General features: G+C 66.6%; 18 protein-coding genes. 9 read left to right on the forward strand and 9 right to left on the reverse strand.

The window, feature by feature from the left end:
- Positions 1-16: 16 nt before the first annotated feature.
- The 8 genes from GGQ98_RS03280 to GGQ98_RS03315 all read left to right on the forward strand — a co-directional run bounded on the left by GGQ98_RS03280 (position 17) and on the right by GGQ98_RS03315 (position 10,293).
- Complete coding sequence (locus GGQ98_RS03280) at positions 17-1,261, forward strand: aspartate kinase (RefSeq protein ID WP_184065074.1); 1,245 nt, start codon at positions 17-19, stop codon at positions 1,259-1,261.
- 29 nt (positions 1,262-1,290) lie between these two features.
- A complete protein-coding gene (locus tag GGQ98_RS03285; protein ID WP_184065235.1) occupies positions 1,291-2,283 on the forward strand; it encodes an NAD(P)H-dependent flavin oxidoreductase in 993 nt (330 codons plus the stop codon).
- Complete coding sequence (gene ptsP, locus GGQ98_RS03290; RefSeq protein ID WP_184065077.1) at positions 2,280-4,559, forward strand: phosphoenolpyruvate--protein phosphotransferase; 2,280 nt, start codon at positions 2,280-2,282, stop codon at positions 4,557-4,559. Before GGQ98_RS03285 ends, ptsP begins: the two co-directional genes overlap by 4 nt.
- Before the next feature lie 89 nt (positions 4,560-4,648).
- The gene (locus GGQ98_RS03295) at positions 4,649-5,512 is read left to right on the forward strand and encodes a RodZ domain-containing protein (RefSeq protein WP_184065080.1); all 864 of its coding nucleotides are present in this window, start codon (positions 4,649-4,651) and stop codon (positions 5,510-5,512) included.
- Between the two features lie 70 nt (positions 5,513-5,582).
- Positions 5,583-6,494 (forward strand): tetratricopeptide repeat protein, encoded by a 912-nt coding sequence (locus GGQ98_RS03300; RefSeq protein ID WP_184065083.1) that lies wholly within the window; start codon positions 5,583-5,585, stop codon positions 6,492-6,494.
- Positions 6,466-7,449, forward strand: a complete 984-nt coding sequence (tilS, locus tag GGQ98_RS03305) for a tRNA lysidine(34) synthetase TilS (RefSeq protein ID WP_184065086.1) — start codon at positions 6,466-6,468, stop codon at positions 7,447-7,449. The genes GGQ98_RS03300 and tilS overlap by 29 nt, the downstream gene beginning before the upstream one ends.
- Before the next feature lie 63 nt (positions 7,450-7,512).
- On the forward strand, positions 7,513-9,456 hold the full coding sequence (gene ftsH / locus GGQ98_RS03310; protein ID WP_184065089.1) for an ATP-dependent zinc metalloprotease FtsH: 1,944 nt from the start codon (positions 7,513-7,515) through the stop codon (positions 9,454-9,456).
- Between the two features lie 78 nt (positions 9,457-9,534).
- On the forward strand, positions 9,535-10,293 hold the full coding sequence (locus GGQ98_RS03315; protein ID WP_184065092.1) for an IclR family transcriptional regulator: 759 nt from the start codon (positions 9,535-9,537) through the stop codon (positions 10,291-10,293).
- Between the two features lie 3 nt (positions 10,294-10,296).
- On the opposite strand, the gene argE is transcribed toward GGQ98_RS03315, so the two are convergent.
- The 9 genes from argE to GGQ98_RS03360 all read right to left on the reverse strand — a co-directional run bounded on the left by argE (position 10,297) and on the right by GGQ98_RS03360 (position 20,120).
- Complete coding sequence (argE, locus tag GGQ98_RS03320; protein WP_184065095.1) at positions 10,297-11,478, reverse strand: acetylornithine deacetylase; 1,182 nt, start codon at positions 11,476-11,478, stop codon at positions 10,297-10,299.
- Complete coding sequence (locus GGQ98_RS03325; RefSeq protein WP_207791231.1) at positions 11,459-13,105, reverse strand: thiamine pyrophosphate-dependent enzyme; 1,647 nt, start codon at positions 13,103-13,105, stop codon at positions 11,459-11,461. The genes argE and GGQ98_RS03325 overlap by 20 nt, the downstream gene beginning before the upstream one ends.
- A 183-nt stretch (positions 13,106-13,288) precedes the next feature.
- Positions 13,289-14,053, reverse strand: coding sequence for a DJ-1/PfpI family protein (locus tag GGQ98_RS03330; RefSeq protein ID WP_184065098.1), 765 nt, complete (start codon positions 14,051-14,053; stop codon positions 13,289-13,291).
- Between the two features lie 30 nt (positions 14,054-14,083).
- Positions 14,084-14,572, reverse strand: coding sequence for a YybH family protein (locus GGQ98_RS03335; protein WP_184065101.1), 489 nt, complete (start codon positions 14,570-14,572; stop codon positions 14,084-14,086).
- Positions 14,569-15,888, reverse strand: a complete 1,320-nt coding sequence (locus tag GGQ98_RS03340; RefSeq protein WP_184065104.1) for a spinster family MFS transporter — start codon at positions 15,886-15,888, stop codon at positions 14,569-14,571. The genes GGQ98_RS03335 and GGQ98_RS03340 overlap by 4 nt, the downstream gene beginning before the upstream one ends.
- Complete coding sequence (locus GGQ98_RS03345) at positions 15,885-17,321, reverse strand: aldehyde dehydrogenase family protein (protein WP_207791232.1); 1,437 nt, start codon at positions 17,319-17,321, stop codon at positions 15,885-15,887. Before GGQ98_RS03345 ends, GGQ98_RS03340 begins: the two co-directional genes overlap by 4 nt.
- The gene (gene def, locus GGQ98_RS03350) at positions 17,318-17,857 is read right to left on the reverse strand and encodes a peptide deformylase (protein ID WP_184065107.1); all 540 of its coding nucleotides are present in this window, start codon (positions 17,855-17,857) and stop codon (positions 17,318-17,320) included. Before def ends, GGQ98_RS03345 begins: the two co-directional genes overlap by 4 nt.
- The gene (locus tag GGQ98_RS03355) at positions 17,854-18,831 is read right to left on the reverse strand and encodes a phosphotransferase enzyme family protein (protein ID WP_207791233.1); all 978 of its coding nucleotides are present in this window, start codon (positions 18,829-18,831) and stop codon (positions 17,854-17,856) included. Before GGQ98_RS03355 ends, def begins: the two co-directional genes overlap by 4 nt.
- An 11-nt stretch (positions 18,832-18,842) precedes the next feature.
- Positions 18,843-20,120, reverse strand: a complete 1,278-nt coding sequence (locus tag GGQ98_RS03360) for an aminotransferase class III-fold pyridoxal phosphate-dependent enzyme (protein WP_184065113.1) — start codon at positions 20,118-20,120, stop codon at positions 18,843-18,845.
- Between the two features lie 345 nt (positions 20,121-20,465).
- Between GGQ98_RS03360 and GGQ98_RS03365 the strand changes: the two genes are divergently transcribed.
- Entirely contained in the window at positions 20,466-22,856 is a 2,391-nt protein-coding gene (locus tag GGQ98_RS03365) for a TonB-dependent receptor (protein WP_184065116.1), read from the forward strand.
- The last annotated feature ends 68 nt before the right edge of the window (positions 22,857-22,924 follow it).

Genomic DNA, 22,924 nt, shown 5'->3' on the forward strand with positions numbered 1-22,924 from the left:
GAACAGGCGCCAGACCATGGCCCGGATCGTGATGAAATTCGGCGGTACGTCGATGGCGGGTATCGAACGTATCCGCAACGTCGCCGCGCGCGTGAAGCGCGAAGTGGAAGCGGGCAACGAGGTCGCGGTCGTCGTCTCGGCGATGGCGGGCGAGACGGACCGCCTGGTCGGCTTCTGCCGCGAGGCCGCCGCGCTGCACGATACGGCGGAATACGACGTCGTCGTCGCCTCGGGCGAGCAGGTGACGTCGGGGCTGCTGGCGATCACGCTGCAGGCGATCGGCGTGCCCGCGCGCAGCTGGCTCGGCTGGCAGCTTCCCATCCGCACGTCCGACGCGCATTCGACCGCGCGCATCGGCGACATCGACACCACCGCCGTCCTCGCCGACATGGCGACGGGCCGCGTGGCGGTCGTTCCGGGTTTTCAGGGCGTCACCGACGATGGCCGCGTCACCACGCTGGGTCGCGGCGGCTCGGATACCAGCGCGGTCGCGGTGGCGGCGGCGCTGAAGGCCGATCGCTGCGATATCTACACCGATGTGGATGGTGTTTACACCACCGATCCGCGTATCGTGCCGAAAGCGAAGAAACTCCATTCGGTGACGTTCGAGGAGATGCTCGAACTCGCAAGCGTCGGCGCGAAGGTGCTGCAGACCCGTTCGGTCGAGCTTGCGATGAAGGAAAAGGTCAAGGTGCAGGTGCTGTCGTCGTTCACCGACGCCCCCGGCACCTTCGTTGTGGACGAGGAAGAAGGCGTGGAACAGGAACTCATCACCGGCATCGCGTACAACCGCAACGAGGCGCAGGTCACGGTCACGCGCGTGCCCGACACGCCCGGCGTCGTCGCGCACATCTTCGAGCCGCTGTCCGCCGCGAACATCAACGTCGACATGATCGTGCAGAACGTGGCGCGCGAAAGCGGCCATACCGACGTGACCTTTACGGTGCCGCGCACCGAGCTGGCGCGGGCGATGGACGAGCTGACGAAGGCGAAGGACACGATCCGCTACAGCGCGCTGGAAGCCGTCGACAACGTCTGCAAGGTTTCCGTCGTCGGCGTCGGCATGAAGAGCCACGCGGGCGTCGCGCTCACCATGTTCAAGGCGCTCGGCGACCGGGGCATCAACATCAAGGCGATCACCACGTCCGAGATCAAGATTTCGGTGCTGATCGCCGAGGAATATACCGAGCTTGCCGTGCGCGTGCTGCACACCGCCTACGGCCTCGACGACACGTCCGAACCTGCCGGGGTCGCTGCGTGAGCGGCGGGCGTGATCGCCTCGACACGCTGATGGCGCGCGGCTGCGCGTTTCTGGGCACGCGCCATGCGATCATGGCCGGGGCCATGACCTGGGTTTCGGAACGCAGCCTCGTTTCCGCGATTTCGAACGCGGGCGGCTTCGGCATGATCGCCTGCGGGGCGATGGACCCGGCGCGGCTGCGCGAGGAAATCATTGCGACGCGCGCGCTGACCGTGAAGCCCTTCGGCGTCAACCTCATCACGATGCACCCCGCGCTGCTGGAGCTGATCCAGGTCTGCGCCGAGGAGAAGGTCGGCCATATCGCGCTCGCGGGGGGCATTCCCTCCGGTCCGGCGATCGAGGCGGTGAAGGCGGCGGGCGCCAAGCTCATCTGTTTTGCCCCGGCGCTGGCGTTCGCGAAGAAGCTGGTGCGCTCGGGCGTCGATGCGCTCGTCATCGAGGGCACCGAGGCGGGCGGCCATGTCGGCCCCGTGTCGACGACGGTGCTGGCGCAGGAAATCCTGCCCCATATCACCGATGTGCCGGTGTTCGTCGCGGGCGGCATCGGCCACGGCGAAGCGATTGCGGCGTTCCTTGAAATGGGCGCGGCGGGCGTGCAGCTCGGCACGCGCTTCGTCTGCGCGACCGAAAGCATCGCGCATCCGAAGTTCAAGCAGGCGTTCATCCGCGCCGCCGCGCGCGATGCGGTTGCAAGCGTGCAGATCGATCCGCGCCTGCCGGTGATCCCCGTCCGCGCGCTCAAGAACGCCGGCACCGAGGCGTTCAGCGCCAAGCAGCGCGAGGTTGCCGTGCTTCTCGATTCCGGTGCGGTCGACATGAATGCGGCCCAGCTCCAGATCGAGCATTACTGGGCAGGCGCGCTGCGCCGCGCTGTGGTAGACGGCGATATCGACAACGGTTCGCTGATGGCGGGCCAGTCGGTCGGCATGGTGAAACGCGAGGAACCGGTGCAGGCGATCATCGACGAACTGGTCAGCGAAGCGGCAGCAGCGCTTGCGCGCCGCGGCGCACAGGCTGCATGACCGCCGAGAGGAACGTCTCGGCTACCAGCGCCGCGCGCGAAATCCTGCGGCGCCTCCACGATGTCATGGCCACCAAGGCGGGCGCGCAGGCCAAGCTGAACCGCGTCGTCGATATCGTCGCGGACGCGCTTTCGTCCGAAGTGTGCTCGATCTATCTGCTTCGCGACGGTGTCCTTGAACTCTTCGCGACGCGCGGCCTCGCGCAGTCCGCCGTGCACGTCACGCGGCTTGCCGTGGGCGAGGGGCTCGTCGGTACGATCGCGACGACGCGCGAACCGCTCAACCTTGCCGAAGCGAAATCGCACCCGGACTTCGCCTACAAGCCGGAAACCGGCGAGGAGAGCTTCCACAGCTTTGCAGGCGTGCCGATCATCCGGCAGGAAACCGCCATCGGCGTGCTTGCGGTGCAGCATGTCGATCCGCGCGAATACGCCGATGTCGAGATCGAAGCGCTGCAGACCACCGCGATGGTGCTGTCGGAACTGATCGCGTCGGCGGGTCTGGTCGATGCCCAGACGGTGCAGCAGGCGCGGGAACGCGAAAGCCGCCCGGCGCGCATGACCGGGCTCAAGCTCGTGGAAGGCGTGGGGCGCGGGCAGGCGGTGTTCCACCAGCCGCGCGTGATCGTGGAGCACACGGTCGCAGAGGATACGGAGGCAGAGCGCACGCGCGTCTATGCCGCGTTCGAGAAGATGCGCGAGCAGATCGACAACATGATGGGGCAGGCCGATTTCGCCGCCCCGGGCGATCACGACGAGATTCTCGAGACCTACAAGATGTTCGCCTACGACGAGGGCTGGTCCCGGCGGATCAACGAGGCGATCGACAGCGGCCTTACCGCCGAAGCGGCGATCGAGCGCGTGCAGATGAAGACGCGCTCGCGCATGCGCGCCACGAAAGACCCGTTCTTTCAGGAGCGCCTGCACGACCTCGACGACCTTTCGAACCGCCTGCTGCGGATCGTTTCGGGCCAGATGGATACGGCGGCGAAGCGGGGCATGCAGCAGGACATGATCCTGATCGCCCGCAATCTCGGCCCCGCCGAGCTTTTGGAATACGACAAGAGCTTCCTGCGCGGGGTGGTGCTGGAAGAAGGCTCGCTTACCGCCCACGTCACGATCATCGCGCGCGCAATGGGCATTCCGGTGCTCGGGCGGGTGAAGGATCTGCGCACCACGATCTTCGAAGGCGATCCGCTGCTGCTTGATGCGCAGCGCGGCGCGCTGTTCGTGCGGCCGAGCGAGCCTGTTGTCCACCAGTTCGAGGAGCAGGTGGCGCTGAAGGCCCGGCGCCAGGCCGAATATGCGAAAATTCGCGATCTTCCGGCCGTCACCGTGGACGGCGCGCGCATCAGCCTGATGATGAACGCGGGCCTGAGTTCGGATCTTGAAGCGCTCGACATCACGAACGCCGACGGCATCGGGCTGTTTCGCACCGAATTCCAGTTCCTCGTTTCGGCGACGCTGCCGCGCCGCGAACGACAGACGCGGCTCTACAAGTCGGTGCTCGATGCGGCGGGCGACCGCCCGGTGACGTTCCGCACCGTCGATATCGGCGGCGACAAGGCCGTGCCCTACATGATGGGCGACACGGTTGAGGAAAACCCGGCGCTCGGCTGGCGCGCGCTCCGCCTTGCGCTGGAACGCGACGGGCTGATGAAGGTGCAGGCGCGCGCGCTCATTGATGCCGCCGCCGGACGAACGCTGCGCCTGATGTTCCCGATGGTTTCCGAACCGTGGGAGTTCGACGAGGCGCGCACGCTCGTGGAGGCGCAGCTTTCGCGCATGGTCGCGCGCGGCCGCGCGGTTCCCAAGAAGATCGAGTTCGGCTGCATGCTGGAGGTGCCTGCGCTCGCGGAATCGCTCGATCTGCTGCTGCCGCGCATCGATTTCCTGTCGATCGGAACCAACGATCTCACACAGTTCCTGTTCGCGGCGGACCGCGCCAACCCCAAACTTGCCGACCGCTACGACTGGCTGTCCGTATCGCTGCTGCGCTTCCTGAAGCGCGTATCGGACCAGGCGCGTGCGGCGCGCCGTCCCGTCACCGTGTGCGGCGAGATGGGCGGGCGTCCGCTCGATGCGCTGGCGCTGCTCGGCCTCGGCATCGAGCGTCTGTCGATCACGCCTGCTGGCATCGGCCCGATGAAGGCGATGATCCGTTCGCTCGCGCTGGCGCCGCTTCAGCACGAAATGGAAGGCTGGCTGCGGCGCGGCACCGATGTTCGCGCCGCGCTGACCGAGTATGCGTCGAGCCGCGGCATCGCTGTTGGTTGAGGCAACGCTGCGATGAAGCGCGTTGACACCGGCGGGGCCGCGCGCGAACGTGGCAATTGGGCAAGTAGGCGTATGTTCGGAGGGTTTTGGTGAGCGACGAGCTGGAAACGCAGGACGGTATCGAACTCGGCGGTGCGCGCCACATCGGTGAGGTGCTGCGCGCGCGGCGGCTGGAGCTTGGCCGGGAACTCGCCGATATCGCGCACCAGACGCGCGTGCCGATGCGTCATCTCACCGCCATCGAAGAGGGCAAGCACGATACGCTGCCGGCGCTGCCCTACACGATCGGGTTCGTGAAATCCTACGCACGGATCCTCGGCCTCGATTCGGATACCGCCGTCGAACAGTTTCGCCGCGAAACGACGAAGCCCGACCGCGTCGTCCCGACCATGGATCATGAACCCATTGAAGACGGCCGCGTGCCGACGCGCGCCGCTGCGCTGCTCGGTCTTGTGCTGCTCGGCCTCCTGGCGCTTGCCGTCGCCGCGTGGGGCCTCGGCTGGTTCGGCGGCGATGAAGAGCCTGCGGTCGTGGAAGCGCCTGCCGGATCGGACGGCGGCGCGACCGTCGCGATGGATACGCCGCCGGTGCCGCCGCCTGCTACGGCGGAAACGCCCGCAGCCGTCGCAGCGGCGGACGCGACGGCAACATCCGCACCCCCGGCGCCGACCAGCGGCGCAATTGTGGTGAATGCGCGCGAGGATGCGTGGGTCAGAATTTACGAGGCGGGATCGGGCCGTGCCGTATTCCAGGGCGTCATGGCGGCGGGCGACCGCTACGACGTGCCGGCTGATCGGCAGGATCTTCTGCTCTGGACCGGCCGCGCAGGCGCGCTCGACGTCACGGTCGGGGGCACCGCGATCCCGCCGCTCGGCGCCGCGACGCAGACGGTGCGGGACGTGCCGCTGACTGCGGCAGGGCTTGCGGCGCGCGGGCAGCCTCGGGCGAACTGATGCGCTTCAGATTCAGGCAAGGTGCGGGCCGCTAGGCTGGCACTGCGCGTTCAATCGTCGGGAAAGTCTTATGAAACTGAAACTTCTGCTTCTGCTCTCCATGCCGCTGCTGCTTCCCGCGCTGCCCGCTGCCGCGCAGACCGCCCAGCAGGTCGAAGGCCGCGTGAAAAAGCTCGAGAGCGAAATGCGCGCCGTGCAGCGCAAGGTGTTTCCGGCGGGCTCCAGGGAGTATTTCGAAGCGGAGATTCAGGCGCCCGCCGCGCCGGTCGTGACGCCCGGCGTGCCCGCATCCAATCCGCTGAGCGATCTTTCGCGCCGCGTCGATTCGATGGAAAACCAGCTTACCGCGCTGACCGGGCAAATGGAGGAAAACAGCTTCAAGGTCCGTCAGCTCGAAGCGGCGCTGGAGAAGTTCAAGACCGATGCCGAGTTCCGGCTGACAACGCTGGAAGGCGGCGCGCCGCCGGTTGCCGCGCCCGGTGCGCCCGGTGCGCCCGGTGCGCCCGGTGCGGCTGCTGCGGCGGGTACGGAGGGCGTGTTTCCGCCCCCCGGCGCGCTTGCCGCCGCTGCGCCGCCCGCAGCGGCGCTGACGCCGGAGCAGGAATATACCGCCGCGTACAGTCTCGTGACCGCCAAGGATTATCCCGGCGCCGAAAAGGCGCTCTCCGCCTTCATCGAGAAGAATCCCAGGCATGCGCGCGCCAGCAACGCGCAATACTGGCTGGGGCGCACCTATTTCGCGCAGAACCAGCCGGTGCAGGCGGCGCGTACGCTGCTTGAAAACTACCAGAAGCGCCCGGAAGGCGAACGCGCCTCCGAGAGCCTGCTCTGGCTCGGCAGGTCGCTGATGGCGTTTTCGCCGCCGAGTCCGCAGAAGGCATGCGAGGCGTATGACCAGCTCGAGGCGAGTTACGGCAAAACCCTCTCGCAAACGCTGCGCACGCAGCTCGTGGATGCCCGCTCGGCAGCGCGCTGCGGCTGAGGCCGGTCTGACGCCGGAACGCTTCCGCGCGTCGGTCGCGGCGCTCGCGCCCGATGTCGGCGGCAGGGTCGCGCTTGCCGTTTCGGGCGGGCCGGACAGTCTGGCGCTGCTGCTCCTCGCGCACCGCGCCGGTTTCGATGCCGCAGCGCTTACCGTCGATCATGGACTGAGGCCGGAAGCGGCGGACGAGGCGCGCCATGTCGCCGCGATCTGCGCGGGGTTCGGCGTGCCGCATGTGACGCTCGCGGTCGATGTGCCGCGCGCGGCCAGCGTGCAGGCCGCCGCGCGCGGCGCGCGCTACGCAGCGATGGCGGACTGGTGCGATTTCCATGGTGTCCCATGGTTGATGACGGCGCACCACGGCGACGATCAGGCCGAAACGCTGCTGATGCGCCTGTCGCGGGGCAGCGGGCTCGGCGGCATGGCGGGCATTCGCGCGCGGCGCGCGGTGGAGGGGCACGCGGTAACGCTGCTTCGTCCGCTGCTCGGCGCGCGCAAGGCCGATCTTGTCGCACTGGTGGAGGCGGCGGGGCTGGTTGCGATCGACGATCCCAGCAATCGCAGCGAGGCCTACGACCGAACCGGCGCGCGCGCGATGCTTGCGGGGGGAGGGATCGACGCAGGCGGCGCGGCTGCGACCGCCGCCCATCTCGCCGAGGCCGAAGCCGCGCTGGAGTGGACGGCGCAGGAAGCCTGGGCCGGGCGCGCACGCGCGACGGGCGACACGATTGCGGTCGATACGCGCGGGCTGCCCGCCGAACTGGTCCGGCGGCTCGTGCTGAGAGCCTTTCGCGAGATTCGCGGCGTCGAGCCCGATGGCCCGGCGCTGCAGCGCCTGCTTGCCGGGCAAGGCGGCACGCTGGGCGGGGTGCGCGCGGAGGGCGGGCCTTTGTGGCGCTTCCGGCCCGAACCGCCGCGAAAAATGCGCGCATCCACGCAAATAGGCACCGAATAGCTGTTGTCGTTAACGCCGCCGTGCCTATCTTAGCAGTAACATTTTTCGGAGACGACGAACCCGATGGACGAGAACAAGAAGCCGCCGACCGGACCCTGGGGCAAAAGCCTCGCCATGTGGGCGGTCATCATGCTTGCGGTCGTGGTGCTCGTTTCCATGTACAACGCCCCGCAATCGCAGGGCGCGGTTCAGCAGATCGCCTATTCCGAGTTCATCACCAAGGTGAACGAAGGGGCCGTGCGCGAGGTCGATATCCGCGGGCAGGACATCGCCGGTCGTCTGACGAGCGGCGAGATGTTCAGCACCTATTCGCCCGGCGATGCCGGCCTTGTCGAGCGGCTGGAAGCCGCCGGGGTCAAGTTCAAGGCGCAGCCGGAGGAAAGCCGCTCGCTGCTCGCCGCCATCCTCATCAACATCCTGCCGTTCCTGCTGATCCTCGGCATCTGGATCTTCGTGATGCAGCGGATGCAGAACGGCGCGGGCAAGGGCGCGATGGGCTTCGGCAAAAGCCGCGCCAAGCTGCTCACCGAAAAGCAGGGCCGCGTCACCTTCGACGATGTCGCGGGCATCGACGAAGCGCGCGAGGAGCTTGAGGAAATCGTCGACTTCCTGAAGGATCCGGGCCGCTTTTCGCGTCTCGGCGGCAAGATTCCTAAGGGCGCGCTGCTCGTCGGCTCGCCCGGCACCGGCAAGACGCTGCTCGCGCGCGCCATCGCGGGCGAAGCGAACGTACCGTTCTTCACCATTTCGGGCTCCGATTTCGTCGAGATGTTCGTCGGCGTCGGCGCCAGCCGTGTGCGCGACATGTTCGAGCAGGCGAAGAAGTCCGCGCCGTGCATCATCTTCATCGACGAGATCGACGCGGTCGGCCGTCATCGCGGCGCCGGTCTCGGCGGCGGCAACGACGAGCGCGAACAGACGCTGAACCAGCTCCTCGTCGAGATGGACGGCTTCGACGCCAACGAAGGCATCATCATCATCGCCGCGACGAACCGCCCGGACGTGCTCGACCCCGCGCTGCTGCGCCCCGGCCGCTTCGACCGCCAGGTCGTCGTGCCGCGCCCGGATATCGAAGGCCGCGAGAAGATCCTGAAGGTGCACATGCGCAAGGTGCCGCTCGCGCCCGACGTCGAAAGCCGCACGATCGCGCGCGGCACGCCCGGCTTTTCGGGCGCCGATCTTGCGAACCTCGTCAACGAGGCGGCGCTGACGGCGGCGCGCAAATCCAAGCGCCTTGTCGGCATGGCCGAGTTCGAGGAGGCCAAGGACAGGGTCATGATGGGCAGCGAGCGCCGCTCCATGATCATGACCGAAGACGAGAAGAAGATGACCGCCTATCACGAGGCCGGCCACGCCATCGTCTCCGTGCACGAAGAGGCGTCCGACCCGATCCACAAGGCGACGATCATCCCGCGCGGCCGCGCGCTCGGCATGGTCATGCGCCTGCCGGAGCGGGACCAGTACAGCTATCACCGCGACAAGATGCACGCGAACCTCGCCGTTTCCATGGGCGGGCGCGTCGCGGAGGAACTCATCTTCGGCTACGACAAGGTGTCGTCCGGCGCGTCGTCGGACATCCAGTACGCGACCGATCTTGCGCGCAGCATGGTCACGCAGTGGGGCCTTTCCGACAAGCTCGGCCCGATGAAGCTCGCCGAAAACCAGGAAGAGGTCTTCCTCGGCCACAGCGTGACGAAGACGCAGAACGTGTCGGAGCAGACCGCGCAGCTGATCGACCACGAGATCAAGGCGATCGTCATGCGGGGCTACGAGCGCGCGAAGAGCCTGCTCACCGAACACAGCGAGGAGCTGCACACGCTCGCGCAGGCGCTGCTTGAATACGAAACGCTCTCGGGCGACGAGATCAAGGCGCTTCTGGCGGGCGAGGGCGTGGACCGCGACCGCGGCGCGCGCGCCAGACCCTCGGGCGGTTCAACGGGTGTCAGCGCGATCCCCAAGACCGGCAAGCGCGGCTTCAGCGGCGAGCCGAGCCCGCAAGGGGCTTAGGACCAAGGTTGTCATCGCTCGACAATTGACCTTCGATCCCGTTCTCGCTTTGTGCGGCGAGCGGTGGTAGGGGGCAGCATGAGCGAGACACAAGAGACGGATGACGACATCGGGTCCGCCCGCGTCAAGAGCGTGGAGGTCACGGTCCAGATTCTGGAGGTGCTGACCGAGGCGACCGATACGGTGCGTGTTACCGATATGGCGCGGCAGCTGGGGATGACCAAGGCGCGGGTTTCGCGGCATCTGCAGACACTGACACGTCTGGGGCTGGTGGACCGCGCGCGCGAGGGCGAGGGGTATGTCTTCGGCCGCAAGCTGTTGAAATTCGGGCGCGCCGCTGTCTACCGCAGCAACATCGTTCAGCTCGCCCGGCCGTTTCTGCAGGATCTGTTCACGGTGACCGGACACACTGCGCTGCTCGCGACACCCACGCGGGGCGGGGCGATGGTCGTGTCTTCGGTCAACAACCAGTTCGAGCCGGGGATCATGATCCATTCCGGCATGGTGCTGACGCTGCCGACGTCGCCGGCGGCGCGGCTGATCTATTTCTTCGAGAACCAGAAGCCGACACCGCCGCGCGTCGCCGCGAACCTGAAGCGCTACGGCGTCGATTTCGAGGCCAACCCGCGCGGAACCGGCCTCGGGGGCGTCGCAGCGCCGATCTTCGAGCCGGACGGCCTGATCGCGGGCACCATCGGGCTGATCCTGTCGTCATCGCTGCTGATGCCGGAGCCGGACGAGGAACTGCTCGCGCAGGTCCGCTTCGCGGCGCAGCGGCTGCAGAAAGAGTATGCCGAAGGGGCGGTCTCGCCCCTGATGCCGAAGGTCGAAGACTGACGGCTATTCGAAGGGAATGGCGGCGAGCCGATCCAGGAAATCCTCGCAGCGGGCGAGCTGTTCGAGCGCGATGAACTCGTCGGGCGCGTGCGCCTGCGCGATCGAGCCGGGGCCGCAGAGCACCGAAGGGATGTTCTGCGCCTGAAACAGGCCCGCCTCCGACCCGAAGGCGACAAAGCCCGGCGGGGCGTTCGTTCCCGCGAGCCGCTGCACATAGCGGGTGAGCGGCGCGTCCGCCTCGATCGTGAAGCCGTGCACCAGCCCGTTGCGCTGGAATTCGATGGACGCGGCCGGATGGATCGCCTGCATCGCGGGCAGCAGCTCGCGATCGGCGTAATCGCGCAGTTCCGCGATGATGGCTTCGGGATCGGTCCACGGCAGGGTGCGGACATCGAGCCGGAAATGGCACATGCCCGGTACGATGTTGCTGGCCTGACCGCCCTCGATCACGCCGACGGAGAGGGTCGACCAGGGAACGGGATAGCCGTCGTGCCGCTGCTCCTGCGCTTCGAGCCGGGCGGCGATCGCCTCGATCCGGGTGATGAGCCGCGTTGCGTAGAAGATCGCGTTGACGCCGCGCGGCGCAAGCGAGCTGTGGATTTCCAGGCCCCGCACCGTGCAGCCGTAGGCGCTTCCGGTCTTGTGGCCGATGACCGCCTCCATCGAGGTCGGCTCGCCGACGATGCAGCCGCGCGGGCGCACGCCCGAAGCGACGATCTCGTCGATCATGTAGCCCGCGCCCTTGCACCCGACCTCTTCATCGAACGAGATGGCGAGGTGGACCGGTTCGCGCATGTTCGCGGCAAGGAACGCCGGAACCTTGGCAAGACACGCGGCGATGAAGCCCTTCATGTCGCTGGTGCCGCGCCCGAAAAGGAGCCCGTCGCGCTCCTCCATCGTGAAGGGATCGCTGCTCCAGTCCTGACCGTCCACCGACACGACATCGCTGTGGCCGGAAAGGACGATACCGCCGTCGCCGCTGCCGATGGTGGCGAACAGATTGGCCTTGCCCGGATGCGCGCCCTGCGTGAGCGTCGATTTGATGCCGTAGCCATCCAGATAGTCGCGGACCCAGTGGATCAGATCGAGGTTCGAATCGCGGCTGACCGTGGGGAAGGCGACGAGCGTGCGGAGAATGTCGGTCGTTTGCGCCGACGGGCGGCGATCAGCGGACTTTGCGGCCATGCACGTGCTTCCAGGGGGATGCGGTCTTTTCAAGATCCATCGGCACTTCGATGAGCACGGGGCCGTCTGCCTGCTTCGCCGCCTCCAGCGCCTTTGCGAGACCGGCCGCACCCTCGGCGCGGATACCGGTCGCGCCGAAGCATTCTGCCAGTTTCACGAAATCCGGATTGTGCAGATGCGATGCGATATGGCGCCCGCCGTATTTGCTGGACTGGATGCGGCGGACGTTGCCGAAATTGCCGTCGTTGAAGACAATGGCGATGAGCGGGATCTTGTGCAGAACCGCCGTCGCCAGCTCCGGCATCGTGTACATGAAGCCGCCGTCGCCGTTCACGGAAATGACGCGCCGCTTGCCCGCGCCGACCTGCGCGCCGAGCGCGGTTGCGAAGCCGTAGCCGAGTGTGCCCTGATAGCTGGAATTGACGTAGGTGCGGGGGGCATAGATCGGCAGCGCATAGCGCGAAGCGTAGCCCACCTGCGTCATCTCGTCGACGAAGACGTCGTCCTCGTCCATCGCTGCGCGGATGACATCGAGGATGCCGGTCTGGGGCTGGATCTCGGCTGCGACCTCTTCGCGGAACGCGGCGCGGATTGCGGCGAATTCGGCGGTGCGCGAGGCGGGCGAGGGGGCGAGCGCGGAAATCGCGTCCACCAGAAGTCCGGTGGCTTCCTCGGCATCCGCGACGATGGAAACGGCGGGCGGCGCGACCCGGTTGATCTCCGCCTGATCGAGATCGATGCGGATAACCTTCAGATCGCCGCCCATGCCCCATTCGCGGAGCTGCTGGAGCCGGGTGCCGATGCCGATGACGACATCGACATCGGGCCAGTGCGGCAGCGCCGCTGCGGCGGGCAGGGCGTAATCGTCATCCCAGCGCACGACGCCGCGCCCCATGTGACGGCTGACCACAGGTGCCTGAATGAGCGCGGCGAGTTGGCGCACGGGGGCGCCCGCATCGAGCGCGCCGCTGCCGACCACGATCATCGGATTGCGCGCGCCGGCGATCAGCTGCGCCGCCTGCCGGATCGCATCGGGATCGGGGATGGGATTGGCAAGGGCCGGTTTGGCATCGGGGTAGGGGAAGAAGCCGGTCTGGGCGAGAATATCGGGCGGCACCTCCAGCGCCACGGGGCGCGGACGCCCGGTGAGGAGCTGGCGGAAGGCTTCATCGAGCAGTGCGGGAATCTCGCTCGCATGGGTCGCGCGCGCGCTCCATTTGGTGAGGCTGCGCAGCAGGCCGTCCTGATTGTTGATTTCGTGCAGCGCGCCGTGCCGCCGATCGATCATCGCGCTGTTGACGGTGCTGGTGAGGCACAGGACGCGCGCATTGCAGGCATAAGCGGTGGAGAGCGCCGCGCCCGCATTCAAAAGGCCGGGTCCGGGAACGACGGCGCACACGCCGGGCCTGCCGGTCGTCATCGCGTAGCCGAGCGCCATATAGGCGGCGCCCTGTTCGTGGCGCGCGTGGAGCACGCGGATATCGCCGCCGCCGCGCTGCAATCCATCAAACAATTCATCGAGTTGCACGCCCGGCACGCCGAACACGGTATCGACGCCCCAACGGTGCAGACCGGCGACAAGCACGTCGCCCCCGGTGATTCGCTCCAGCTTGCCAACCGCTGCCATCTGCCGATCCAGTATCACTGCCGTTCGTCTCCATGTAACGTAATGTGAGACTCTGTTACGAATGTTGAGATAAATTTGCAACCGTTTTAAGACAGAATAACGCCTTTCCGCCAAACGGCGTACCGGCATCCTGCAAGTAAGGGGAAGGGCGGACGCCGGATCGCCAGCGGCCCGCCCGCGAGGTCAGTGCGCGTGCGGCGGCGCGACGCCGCCGAGGGCTTCGATCACGTCTTTGGGTGCGGTTCGCACCGAACCCGCGTCGAACGGCGGTTTGGGATCATATTCGATGGCGAGCTGCGCCATCATCGCCTGCTTGGGGCCGTAAAGATCGGCGATCAACGCCAGCGTCGCGTCCATTCCGGCCGATACCCCCGCCGATGTCCAGTATTTGCCATCGCGCACCCAGCGTTCCGGCACGAACGTCGCGCCGCCGCTTTCCAGCATGTTGGTAAATTTCCAGTAGCTTGTCGCGCGCCGTCCCTTCAGCAATCCGAGTTGGGACAGGAACAGCGACCCGGTGCAGATGCCGACGGTGTAGGTGGTCGTGCGGTCGATGCGGCGGACCCACTCCGCGATGACAGGATCGTTCGCCGCATCCATCACGCCCTTGGCGCCGCCGGGAATGATGAGCACGTCGGTGCGATCAATGTCTGCAAGCGCGACATTGGCCTTGTAGTCGATGATGCCGCTTTCGCTTTTCATCAGTTCGGTGGTTTTGCCCGCGAGGACGAACTCGATGCCCGGCACCCGCCACAGGGCTTCATAGGGGCCGACCCAATCGAGCACGGTCGTGCCGGGGTAGAGCAGCATCGTGATATGCGTTTTCTTCGGCGCCTGCGTGACCGGCGCGTCGGCAGGCGCGGTATGCTGCGCGCGCGCGCCGGTTGCGAGAAGGGCGCCGGCGAGGCCCAGGGCAGCGAAGGCGCGGCGGTCGATCGGTTGGCTCATCGGGGTTCTCCTGTCGGTCGTTAAGGCGTTTCAGGCGACGGGGCCGTCGCTGTTGAAGATGTCGCGGTGGCGCTTCCAGCGCCCGCCCTCGTGTTTCCACACGACGATATATTTGCCGCGATCGATGAGCTGGTCGCCGCCGGCGGTGATGAGGAAGACCTGCGCGCGGCCGGCCTCGATCACCATGCCGTCCGCGAAGAGCGAATCGACCATGTCGAACATGCTGCGGAGCCGGCGGGCGGGATCACTCGTTCCGGCGGTCCAGAAGGCGACCGCCGCGTCGCGGCCCTGCGCGAGCGGCTTGTTGGCGGGCAGGACGATCGTGTCGGCGGTGAAGAACGCGGGAAGCGCGGCATGATCGTGGTTTTGCAGCGTTTCGGCGAAGCGGCGGCGCTCTGCCGCGATGTCCGCAAGAACGGCGTTCGGGTCCATCATTTCAGCACGGGCTCCGGTTGCGAAGAGAACGCCGCCCGCAAGCCCCATGGCGGCGACGGTGCGACGGTCGAGACGATCGTTCATGCGGGGCTCCTTGCGTCGGCGCAGAGGTCGTCGCCCGTCGCGCGCCGGAAATCATCGGCGACATGGCGCGCACCGTAAGCGAACATCATCGCACCGAGCGCGGCGAACCCGGCCATGATCGCGAGCGCATAACGAAGCGGTTCGCCGTCCACGCTGCCGCGCAGCGCATCGCTGAGCACGCCGGTGAGCACCGGGCCGAGACCCTGACCGGTGAGCACCGTCGCCACCATCACGAGCGCGGTCGCGAAGCCGCGCATCGCGGGGAGGGCGAGATTCTGGGTGAGCCCGAACGCGGGCCCGAAATGCGTGGCGGAGATGAGCGTGCCGACCGCATAGATGCCGAGCGCCACGCGCGGGTCGTCCGCAAGGCAGAAGGCCGCGAAGAACGGCGCGGTGAGCAAGGTCGCCACCGCCGGGAAATAAAGGCGCACGCGCGGATTTCGGGCCGACAGCCAGTCCGACAGGGCGCCGCCGGAGAACGTGCCGACCGCGCCTGCAATGCCGAGCACGAGGCCGAGGCTGAGGCCGACCTGCGTGAGGGTGAACCCGTGCGTCTTTATGAGCATCGCGGGCGCCCAGGCGGCATAGGCGCCCTGTGTCACGGCCGTGATGGTGAGCCCGCCCGCCGCAGCGAGATAGGCGCGCTGGCCCCACAGGAAGCGCAGTGACGCACCGACCGGCTGCTGGCCGCGCAGGCTGGGCGGCTCGAACCGGCCGCGCACCGGCTCTTTGACCGTAAAGCGCAGGATGAGCGCGAGCACGATACCCGGCGGGCCGAGCATCAGGAAGGTGACGCGCCAGCCATAGCGTTCGGCAAGAAACGATCCGAGCAGGAAGCTCAGCATGATGCCGAGATAAATGCCGCTGGAGTAAATGCCCATCGCCAGCGCGCGTCGGCGCGGCTCGAAATAATCGGAGATGATCGAATAGGTCGGCGCGCCGCCGCCCGCTTCCGCCACGCCGACGACGGCGCGGCCGAGCAGCAACTGGCCGAAGCCGGTGACCATGCCGCACAGAGATGTCGCCGCGCTCCAGACCGTGACGGCGACGGCGACCAGATTGCGCCGGTTGTGACGATCCGAATAGCGGGCGATCACCACGGTGGAGACGGCATAGAGCACGGCGAAACCGAAGCCGCTGAGCACGCCCATCGCCGTATCCGACAGGCCGAGATCCTGCTGGATCGGCACCAGCAGGATCGACAGGATCATCCGGTCGATCCAGTTCAGGATGAAGATCAGGACCAGGATGAAGAGCACGTAATAGGAATAAAGCGTGCTGTGCTGCGCCGGCGTTTCGGTTTCCGGTTTGGTCATGCCGCGCGCCTGCTGATGCGGACGGTCTGGAGCTGCATGTATTCGTCGAGGCCGTGGAGGCCGAACGCGGTGCCGATGCCGGATTGCTTGGCGCCGCCGAACGGCGCGTCGGGCGAGATGGTCGCGTGATCGTTCACCCACACGGTGCCCGCCTGCATCCGCTCGGCGAGCTTGCGCGCCGCGGCGAGATCCGACGACCAGACCGAGCCGCCGAGGCCGTTCTCGTTCGCATTGGCGCGGGCGAGCGCGTCCTCCGGATCGGAATAGCGGATGATGGGAAGGATCGGGCCGAACTGTTCCTCGTCGACGATGCGCATGCCCTCGGCGGCATCGACCGCGACGGAGAGCGGGAAAAAATAGCCGTCGCTCGTCATCGGCGCGCCGCCGCACAGGAACCGGGCGCCCATCGCCTTCGCCTCTTCCGCCAGCGCGCAGAGATAATCGAACTGCGCCTTGTTCTGCACGGGGCCGAACTGCGTGGCGGGGTCGCTACCGGGGCCGACCTTGGCCTGAAGCGCGAGCGCGGCGAGCTTGGCGGCGAGCGCATCGTGGACTGAATCGTGGACATAGAGCCGCTTCAGCGCCGCACATGTCTGGCCGCAATTGCCGAAGGCCTTGGCGAAGATCTTGGGCGCGATCGCATCGATGTCCGCATCGGCGAGCACGATCGCGGCGTCGTTGCCGCCGAGTTCGAGCGTGAGGCGCTTCAGGTTGGCGGCGCCGCTCGCCATGATGCGGCGGCCTGTCCCGGTCGAACCGGTGAAGGTGATCTTGTCGATCCCGGGATGTTCGACCATTGACTGCCCCAGTCCGCTCTCGCCCGCGACCGAATTGAGCACGCCGGGCGGCAGATGCGCGCTCGCGATCTCGATGAAACGCAGCGCGGTGAAGGGTGTGTATGACGACGGCTTCATCACCACGGTGTTGCCCGCGAGGAGCGCGGGGATGATGTGCCACACCGCGATCATCACCGGGTAGTTCCACGGCGTGATCGAGCCGACCACACCGAGCGGGCGGCGGTGGACTTCGACCAGTTCGTCGGCGTCGTCGCGGATTACCTCGACCGGGGGGCGCAACCTTGCGGTTGCGCGCGCCCACTGCGCGGCCCCGGCGATCTCGCCGCCCGCGCTGGTATGCAGGGGCTTGCCCTGCTCGCGTGAGAGCAGCGCGGCGAGGGAGTCGCGCTCGGCCTCCAGCGCGTCGGCGATGCGTTCGATCGCTTCGGCGCGGGCTTCGATCGAGGTCGCGGACCAGGCAGGGAAGGCGCGCCTTGCGGCTGCGACGGCGAGATCGAGATCGTCGCGCGTCGCGAGCGGTGCCTGCGCGAAGGGGCGTGCGGTCGCGGGATCGACGACGTCGAATGCGTCGCGGGTCGACAAAGGCTTCCCGTCGACGATCAGCGCGGGGAGGCGTGGGCTCGGGGCTTGCATCATTCGGACGCGTGCTTTGCCCACTCGGCGCGCGGGAGCAGCGCCTCAGTGAAGCCGAACTTGGTGATGTCGGTGATCCGCTGTGGATAGAGGATCCCGTCCAGATGATCGTATTCGTGCTGGAACAGCCGCGCGTGGAAGCCGCTTGCCTCGCGCTGCAGCGTGCCGCCGTCTTCCAGCGTGCCGCCGTAGCGGATGCGGGTGAAACGCGGCACGAGCCCGCGCATGCCGGGAACGGACAGACAGGATTCCGGGCCGTGATCCTTCTCTTCGGTGAGGATTTCGAGCCAGGGGTTGATGAGCGCGGTGAGCGGCACAGGCTCCTGCTCCGGGTGGTATTTCGTGGCGGCGATGCCGAAGATGAGGATGCGCAGATCGATGCCGATCTGGGGCGCTGCGAGCCCGAACGCCTTGGCATCATGCAGCGTATCGTACATGTCGGCGATGACGGCCTTCACCGCCGGATCATCCACGTGCGCGACCGGCTTTGCGACCTCCAGCAGGCGGGGGTCGCCCATTTTGAGGATGTCCCGGATCATTGCCGATCTCCTTCATGTGCCAGATATGCCGCTGCCAGTCGGCAGGCGCGATCGATGTGCATTGCGGCCTTTTCCCTTGCCGTCGATGTTTCCGCGCGGGTCTGCAGCCAGCCGAGATAGGTGGTCGCGCGCAGGAACATGAACAGCGGCAGATGCGCGACATCGGTGTCGCCGAGCGGGCGCACCGAACCGTAACCGTCGAGGAGCTGCCGCCGGGTCTCGGAGTAATCCGCCCTGTCGAGGTTCGCGCAGAGGATCGTCGCGAGTTCGAACATGTACCAGCCGAAGCCGCTATCGTCGAAATCGATCGCTTGAAGCGCGCCCTCGTTTTCCAGCACATTGTCGCGGATCAGATCGGCGTGGATCATGCCGAAGCGATCCGGCGTCTTGCCGTACATCGCGAGACCCGCCTTCGCCGCGTCGGCCGCCTCGCGCAGCAGCGCGTGCTGGTCTGCGGACAGCGCGGGGAGATCGAGAAAGCGGCCCCACACAGGGCGTTCGCCGAGCAGACCCTCTTCATCCCAGCTATGGCGCGTGAAATCCGCCGGGAGCGAAATTTGCGAGCCGCGCAGATGCAGGCGCGCGGCGAGCGCGCCGAGGCGGTGATGGTAGGCGGGACCGGAACCGGCCTCTCCGACAGGGGCACCGGCTAGCCAGCCGATCATATCCACCTGCCGCGCCGTGTCGGCGAGATCGATGCGCACGAACAGGCTGCCGTCCTTTGCCGGAACCACCGAAGGCACGGCGATGCCTGCACGGTCCAGCTCGCGCATCCAGTAAAGCTCGGATCGCAGCGCCGCATCGGAATGATAACCCGCGCGGTGTACGCGGAGCGCAAACCGGGCGCCGTCTTCACGCCTTACCGAAAAGACCGCATTCTCGCGATTTTTGAACAATTCGGGCGCACCGAAATTCCCGTCCCAGCGGCCGAGCGCTGCGCGGGCGAGATCGGTGAGATCGGTGTCTGAGGCCAAGGTGCCGGTCCTCACAGGCCGCCGAGAACGGTGTCGAGCGCGGACAGGAGATGATCGGCATCCGCGCTTGAAAACACGAGCGGCGGGCGCATTTTCAGCATGTTGCCGCGCCGCCCGATCCGGCTGAGGAGGACGCCGTTTTCGCGCATGCGATTGACCACGCGGGTCGTTTCTTCCGCCGCCGGTGTACCGTCCGCGCGAATGAATTCGACACCGAAGAACAGGCCGCGTCCGCGCACGTTGGCGATGAGCGGATGTTTCTGCGCCAGCCGTTCGAGGCCCGCGCGCACATGCGCGCCGGTCTCGCGGCTGTTTCTCAGCAGATCGAGCCGGTCGATTTCATCCAGCACCGCCATGCCCGCCGCAGCCGCGACGGGGTTGCCCGCGAACGTGTTGAAATAGCGCGACGTCTGACCGAAGCGTTCGATCCATTCGCGGCGCGTGACCAGGCCCGCGAGCGGGAAGCCGTTGCCCATCGGCTTGCCGAGCGTGACGATGTCGGGGGTGACGCCGGTAAGCTGATGGCCCCACATCGCGTCGCCGGTCCGCGCGAAGCCGGACTGGACCTCGTCGCAGATATAGAGGCCGCCCGCACGGCGGACGATCTCCACCGCCTGCTCGACATAACCCGGCACGCGATCGGGAAGGCCCTCGTTGGCGAAGAAGGAGTCGATGAGCAGCGCCGCGACCCGGATGCCGTCGGCGGCAAGCGAGTCGACGGCATCCTGTACTTGAGCGGCGAACGCCGCCGCGAGTTCCGCGTCGCTGCGGCCCTGCCGGTCGTGCGCAGGATCGGGCACGCGCACCGCGCGGGCGAACGCGGGGAAGGCTTCGCCGCCGGGGAACGAACTCGCCAGCCCCGCCAGGATGGTCGAGTTGCCGTGATAGCTGTTGTCGCTGACGATGATGCCATACCCGCCCGAAATGGCGCGCGCGACGCGCAGCGCCAGCTCGTTCGCCTCGGTTCCCGAGCAGGTGAGCGTGACGGCGTCGAGCGGCGCGTCGAAGCGCGCGGTCAGCTGTTCGGCATAGCGGACGAGGTTTTCGTCGAGATAGCGCGTGTGGAGGTTGAGCGTTGCCGCCTGGCGGGAAATCGCCTCCACGACGCGGGGGTTGCAATGGCCGACGCAGGGCACGTTGTTGTAGACGTCGAGATAGGCGCGGCCATCGGCATCGTAGACCCATGCACCCTCGCCGCGCACAAGATGGAGCGGCGTTTCATAGAAAAGCGGACTGTTCCTGCCGAGCACACGCTGTCGGCGCAGGAGCAGTTCGTCAGAGTTCGCCACGATCATTCCTTACCAAGATCTCTGCGGCGCAGGAGTGCGCGCGCGCCGCGCCGCCTGAGACCGATCCGGCGCGCCATTGGAAAAACGATAGGGACAGCGCGGGGTAAAATACCGCCACTTAACGGCGAAATCCGGCCACGACACAGGCCGCTCTCCGGTATTCGCCGGGCCGCGCACGGTGTGGCCGAGATTGTGCGCAATTTGGCCCATCGCTCCGCCGGGCTTGGGATAAGTTTCGTTTCACAACAGCCGATGCCGTAATGCCGACGGAGCGATCGGACATCGTGCATTGCTGTTTCAGGGGAAATCACGGGTCATCCGTTTTTTGAGGGGGAGTATTCTCGCATGAAATACAGCAATCGTCGCATAATCCTGATCGCCGCGACAGCCCTGACGCCGCTGTGCGCGTCCGCAGCCATGGCGCAGCCGGCGGCGGGCGAGGACGCCGCGCAGGCAGCCGGCATGGTCGGCGAAATTGTCGTCACGGCCAGCCGCCGATCGGAAAGCATCAACAAGGTGTCTTCCAGTATCGCCGCCTATGACCGGCAGGCGCTCGACAATCAGGGCATCCGCAGCTTCAGCGATGTCGTTTCGCAGACTCCGGGCCTTTCGCTGCAGCAGCAAAGCACGTTCCAGCCGGCGAATATTGCGATCCGCGGCGTTCGCTCGACGGTGGGCGCCGCCACGACCGGCATCTACATCGACGATACGCCCATCCAGTCCCGCAGTGCGGGCGCCCAGAGCCCCGGCGACGCGCTGCCGACCATCTTCGATCTGGACCGTGTCGAGGTGCTGCGCGGCCCGCAGGGAACGCTGTTCGGCTCCGGCTCGGAAGGCGGCGCGGTGCGTTTCATTTCGCCCGCGCCCGACCTCGACGAGGTGCAGGCCTATGGCCGCGCCGAGCTTTCATCGACGGACAGCGGCGGCATCAATTACGAAGGCGGCGCTGCGGCCAGCACACCGATCGTGGAAGGCAAGCTCGCGATCCGGCTGAGCGGATCCTACCCCCATGAATCCGGCTTCGTGGACCGTATCAACGAGCGCACCGGCGCGATGGTGGACAAGGACGCGAACACGTCGGCCGTCCACACGATGAAGGCCGCCGTGCTTTGGGCGCCGACCGATACTATCCGGATCACGCCATCGCTGAACTTCCAGGAATCGCGCGCCGACGATTACGGGCAATTCTATGTTCGTCTTTCCGACCGTTCCAAGCAGCGTCTGATCAGCGGGCGCACCAACGCGCAGCCGTCCAAGGACCGCTTCTATCTGCCCGCGCTGAAAGTCGAAGCCGATTTCGGCGGGGTGACGGCGACGTCGGTGACGTCGTTCTTTACCCGCCGCCAGTCGATGGTTCTGGATTTCACGCTTCTGGACGAGTCGGTTGCCCGCCTGTTCAACGGGATGCGGCCTCCCGAGACGCAGCTGCCGGGTGTCGGCACCCTGCCGGTGCCCATACTGATCCCGGAAGCCTTCGTGGCAGCGGGCGGGGCGACCAACACGACGGACAACAGTCAGGACAATTTCATGCAGGAGGTCCGGCTTCAATCGAACAACAGCGAGTCCGCGTTCCGCTGGCTGATCGGCGGCTTTTATCAGCGCGCCAAGCAGCAGAACGTCGTCAACGTCCGCGATGCCTATTACGCCGCCGCGTTCGAAACACTTCGCGGTCTCCAGAATCGTGAGGAGATCACGCGTTATTATCGCGACTTCAACCTGGTCGACGAACAGCTTGCCGCATTCGGCAACATAGATTTGCGCTTCGGCGATCTTACGTTTTCAGCGGGCGGCCGGATCGCCTCCGCGAAGTTCTCATACGACGAGCTTCTGGAAGGCTCGTTCGTGCCGCCGACGGGGCGCAGCTTCACGACCGGGAAACAAAAGGAGTCGCCGTTCACGCCGAAGGTGAGCGTGACGTGGGAGCCTTCAAACGCTGCACTGGTCTATGCTTCCGCATCCAAGGGCTTCCGTGTGGGCGGCGCGAACGTCCCGATCACGCCCTCGCCGCCGTGCCTCGATTCGCTGTCGCAGCTCGGTCTGGACACAGCGCCGGGAACCTTCGATTCGGACTCGGTGTGGAACTACGAAGTCGGCGGCAAGGTCGGGCTTTTCGATCGGAAGGTGCAGGTCAACGCCAGCATTTATCATGTCGACTGGAGCAACATTCAGAGCTTCGTGAGCCTCAGCGGCTGTCCGGGTGGGTTCATCACCAATCTGGGCGCCGCCAATAGCGACGGCTTCGACCTGTCGATCAGCGCACGCCCCACCGACTCACTCTTCCTCGCGCTTGCGGGCGGCTACAACAAGTCCCGCTTTGCCAAAACGCTTACGTCGAACGGCATCATCCTTGCCGAGCGGGGCGCGGAGGTCAGCGATGCACCGCCGTGGCAGATCACCGCGACGCTGGAATATTCGATGCCGCTGGGCAGCGGCGACGGCTATATTCGCGGCATCAACCAATATGCGTCGCGCAACAACGGCACGATTTCCAAATACGACACGCCCACGTCTTCGGGCTATGATCCCAATGGACAGCGGAACGACGGCTATCACCTGACCAGCCTGCGCGTCGGCTGGCGCGACGATAATTTCGATCTCGCGCTGTTCGCCGACAATCTGTTCAATTCGCACCCGCAGCTGAACTACATCTCGAACGCGTTTCCGACCGACACGACCTATTATGCCAATACGCTGCGGCCGCGCACGATCGGGCTGACGCTGACCGCCCGGCGTTGACGGCCCGGCGCTGACAGGTGCCTGAATGGACAGGTCGCGGCTCTCCGGAGTGCGCGGCCTGTCCATTC

Origin of the sequence: Sphingosinicella soli (genome assembly GCF_014199685.1) — a bacterium.
Taxonomy (GTDB): domain Bacteria; phylum Pseudomonadota; class Alphaproteobacteria; order Sphingomonadales; family Sphingomonadaceae; genus Sphingosinicella; species Sphingosinicella soli.

Bases quoted from the DNA above. Each gene is read 5' to 3' on its own strand.
- GGQ98_RS03280 (WP_184065074.1), top strand. From the start codon at position 17: ATGGCCCGGATCGTGATGAAATTCGGCGGTACGTCGATGGCGGGTATC.
- GGQ98_RS03285 (WP_184065235.1), top strand. From the start codon at position 1,291: ATGGCGCGCGGCTGCGCGTTTCTGGGCACGCGCCATGCGATCATGGCC.
- ptsP (WP_184065077.1), top strand. From the start codon at position 2,280: ATGACCGCCGAGAGGAACGTCTCGGCTACCAGCGCCGCGCGCGAAATC.
- GGQ98_RS03300 (WP_184065083.1), top strand. From the start codon at position 5,583: ATGAAACTGAAACTTCTGCTTCTGCTCTCCATGCCGCTGCTGCTTCCC.
- tilS (WP_184065086.1), top strand. From the start codon at position 6,466: ATGCCCGCTCGGCAGCGCGCTGCGGCTGAGGCCGGTCTGACGCCGGAA.
- ftsH (WP_184065089.1), top strand. From the start codon at position 7,513: ATGGACGAGAACAAGAAGCCGCCGACCGGACCCTGGGGCAAAAGCCTC.
- GGQ98_RS03315 (WP_184065092.1), top strand. From the start codon at position 9,535: ATGAGCGAGACACAAGAGACGGATGACGACATCGGGTCCGCCCGCGTC.
- argE (WP_184065095.1), bottom strand. From the start codon at position 11,478: ATGGCCGCAAAGTCCGCTGATCGCCGCCCGTCGGCGCAAACGACCGAC.
- GGQ98_RS03325 (WP_207791231.1), bottom strand. From the start codon at position 13,105: ATGGCAGCGGTTGGCAAGCTGGAGCGAATCACCGGGGGCGACGTGCTT.
- GGQ98_RS03330 (WP_184065098.1), bottom strand. From the start codon at position 14,053: ATGAGCCAACCGATCGACCGCCGCGCCTTCGCTGCCCTGGGCCTCGCC.
- GGQ98_RS03335 (WP_184065101.1), bottom strand. From the start codon at position 14,572: ATGAACGATCGTCTCGACCGTCGCACCGTCGCCGCCATGGGGCTTGCG.
- GGQ98_RS03340 (WP_184065104.1), bottom strand. From the start codon at position 15,888: ATGACCAAACCGGAAACCGAAACGCCGGCGCAGCACAGCACGCTTTAT.
- GGQ98_RS03345 (WP_207791232.1), bottom strand. From the start codon at position 17,321: ATGATGCAAGCCCCGAGCCCACGCCTCCCCGCGCTGATCGTCGACGGG.
- def (WP_184065107.1), bottom strand. From the start codon at position 17,857: ATGATCCGGGACATCCTCAAAATGGGCGACCCCCGCCTGCTGGAGGTC.
- GGQ98_RS03365 (WP_184065116.1), top strand. From the start codon at position 20,466: ATGAAATACAGCAATCGTCGCATAATCCTGATCGCCGCGACAGCCCTG.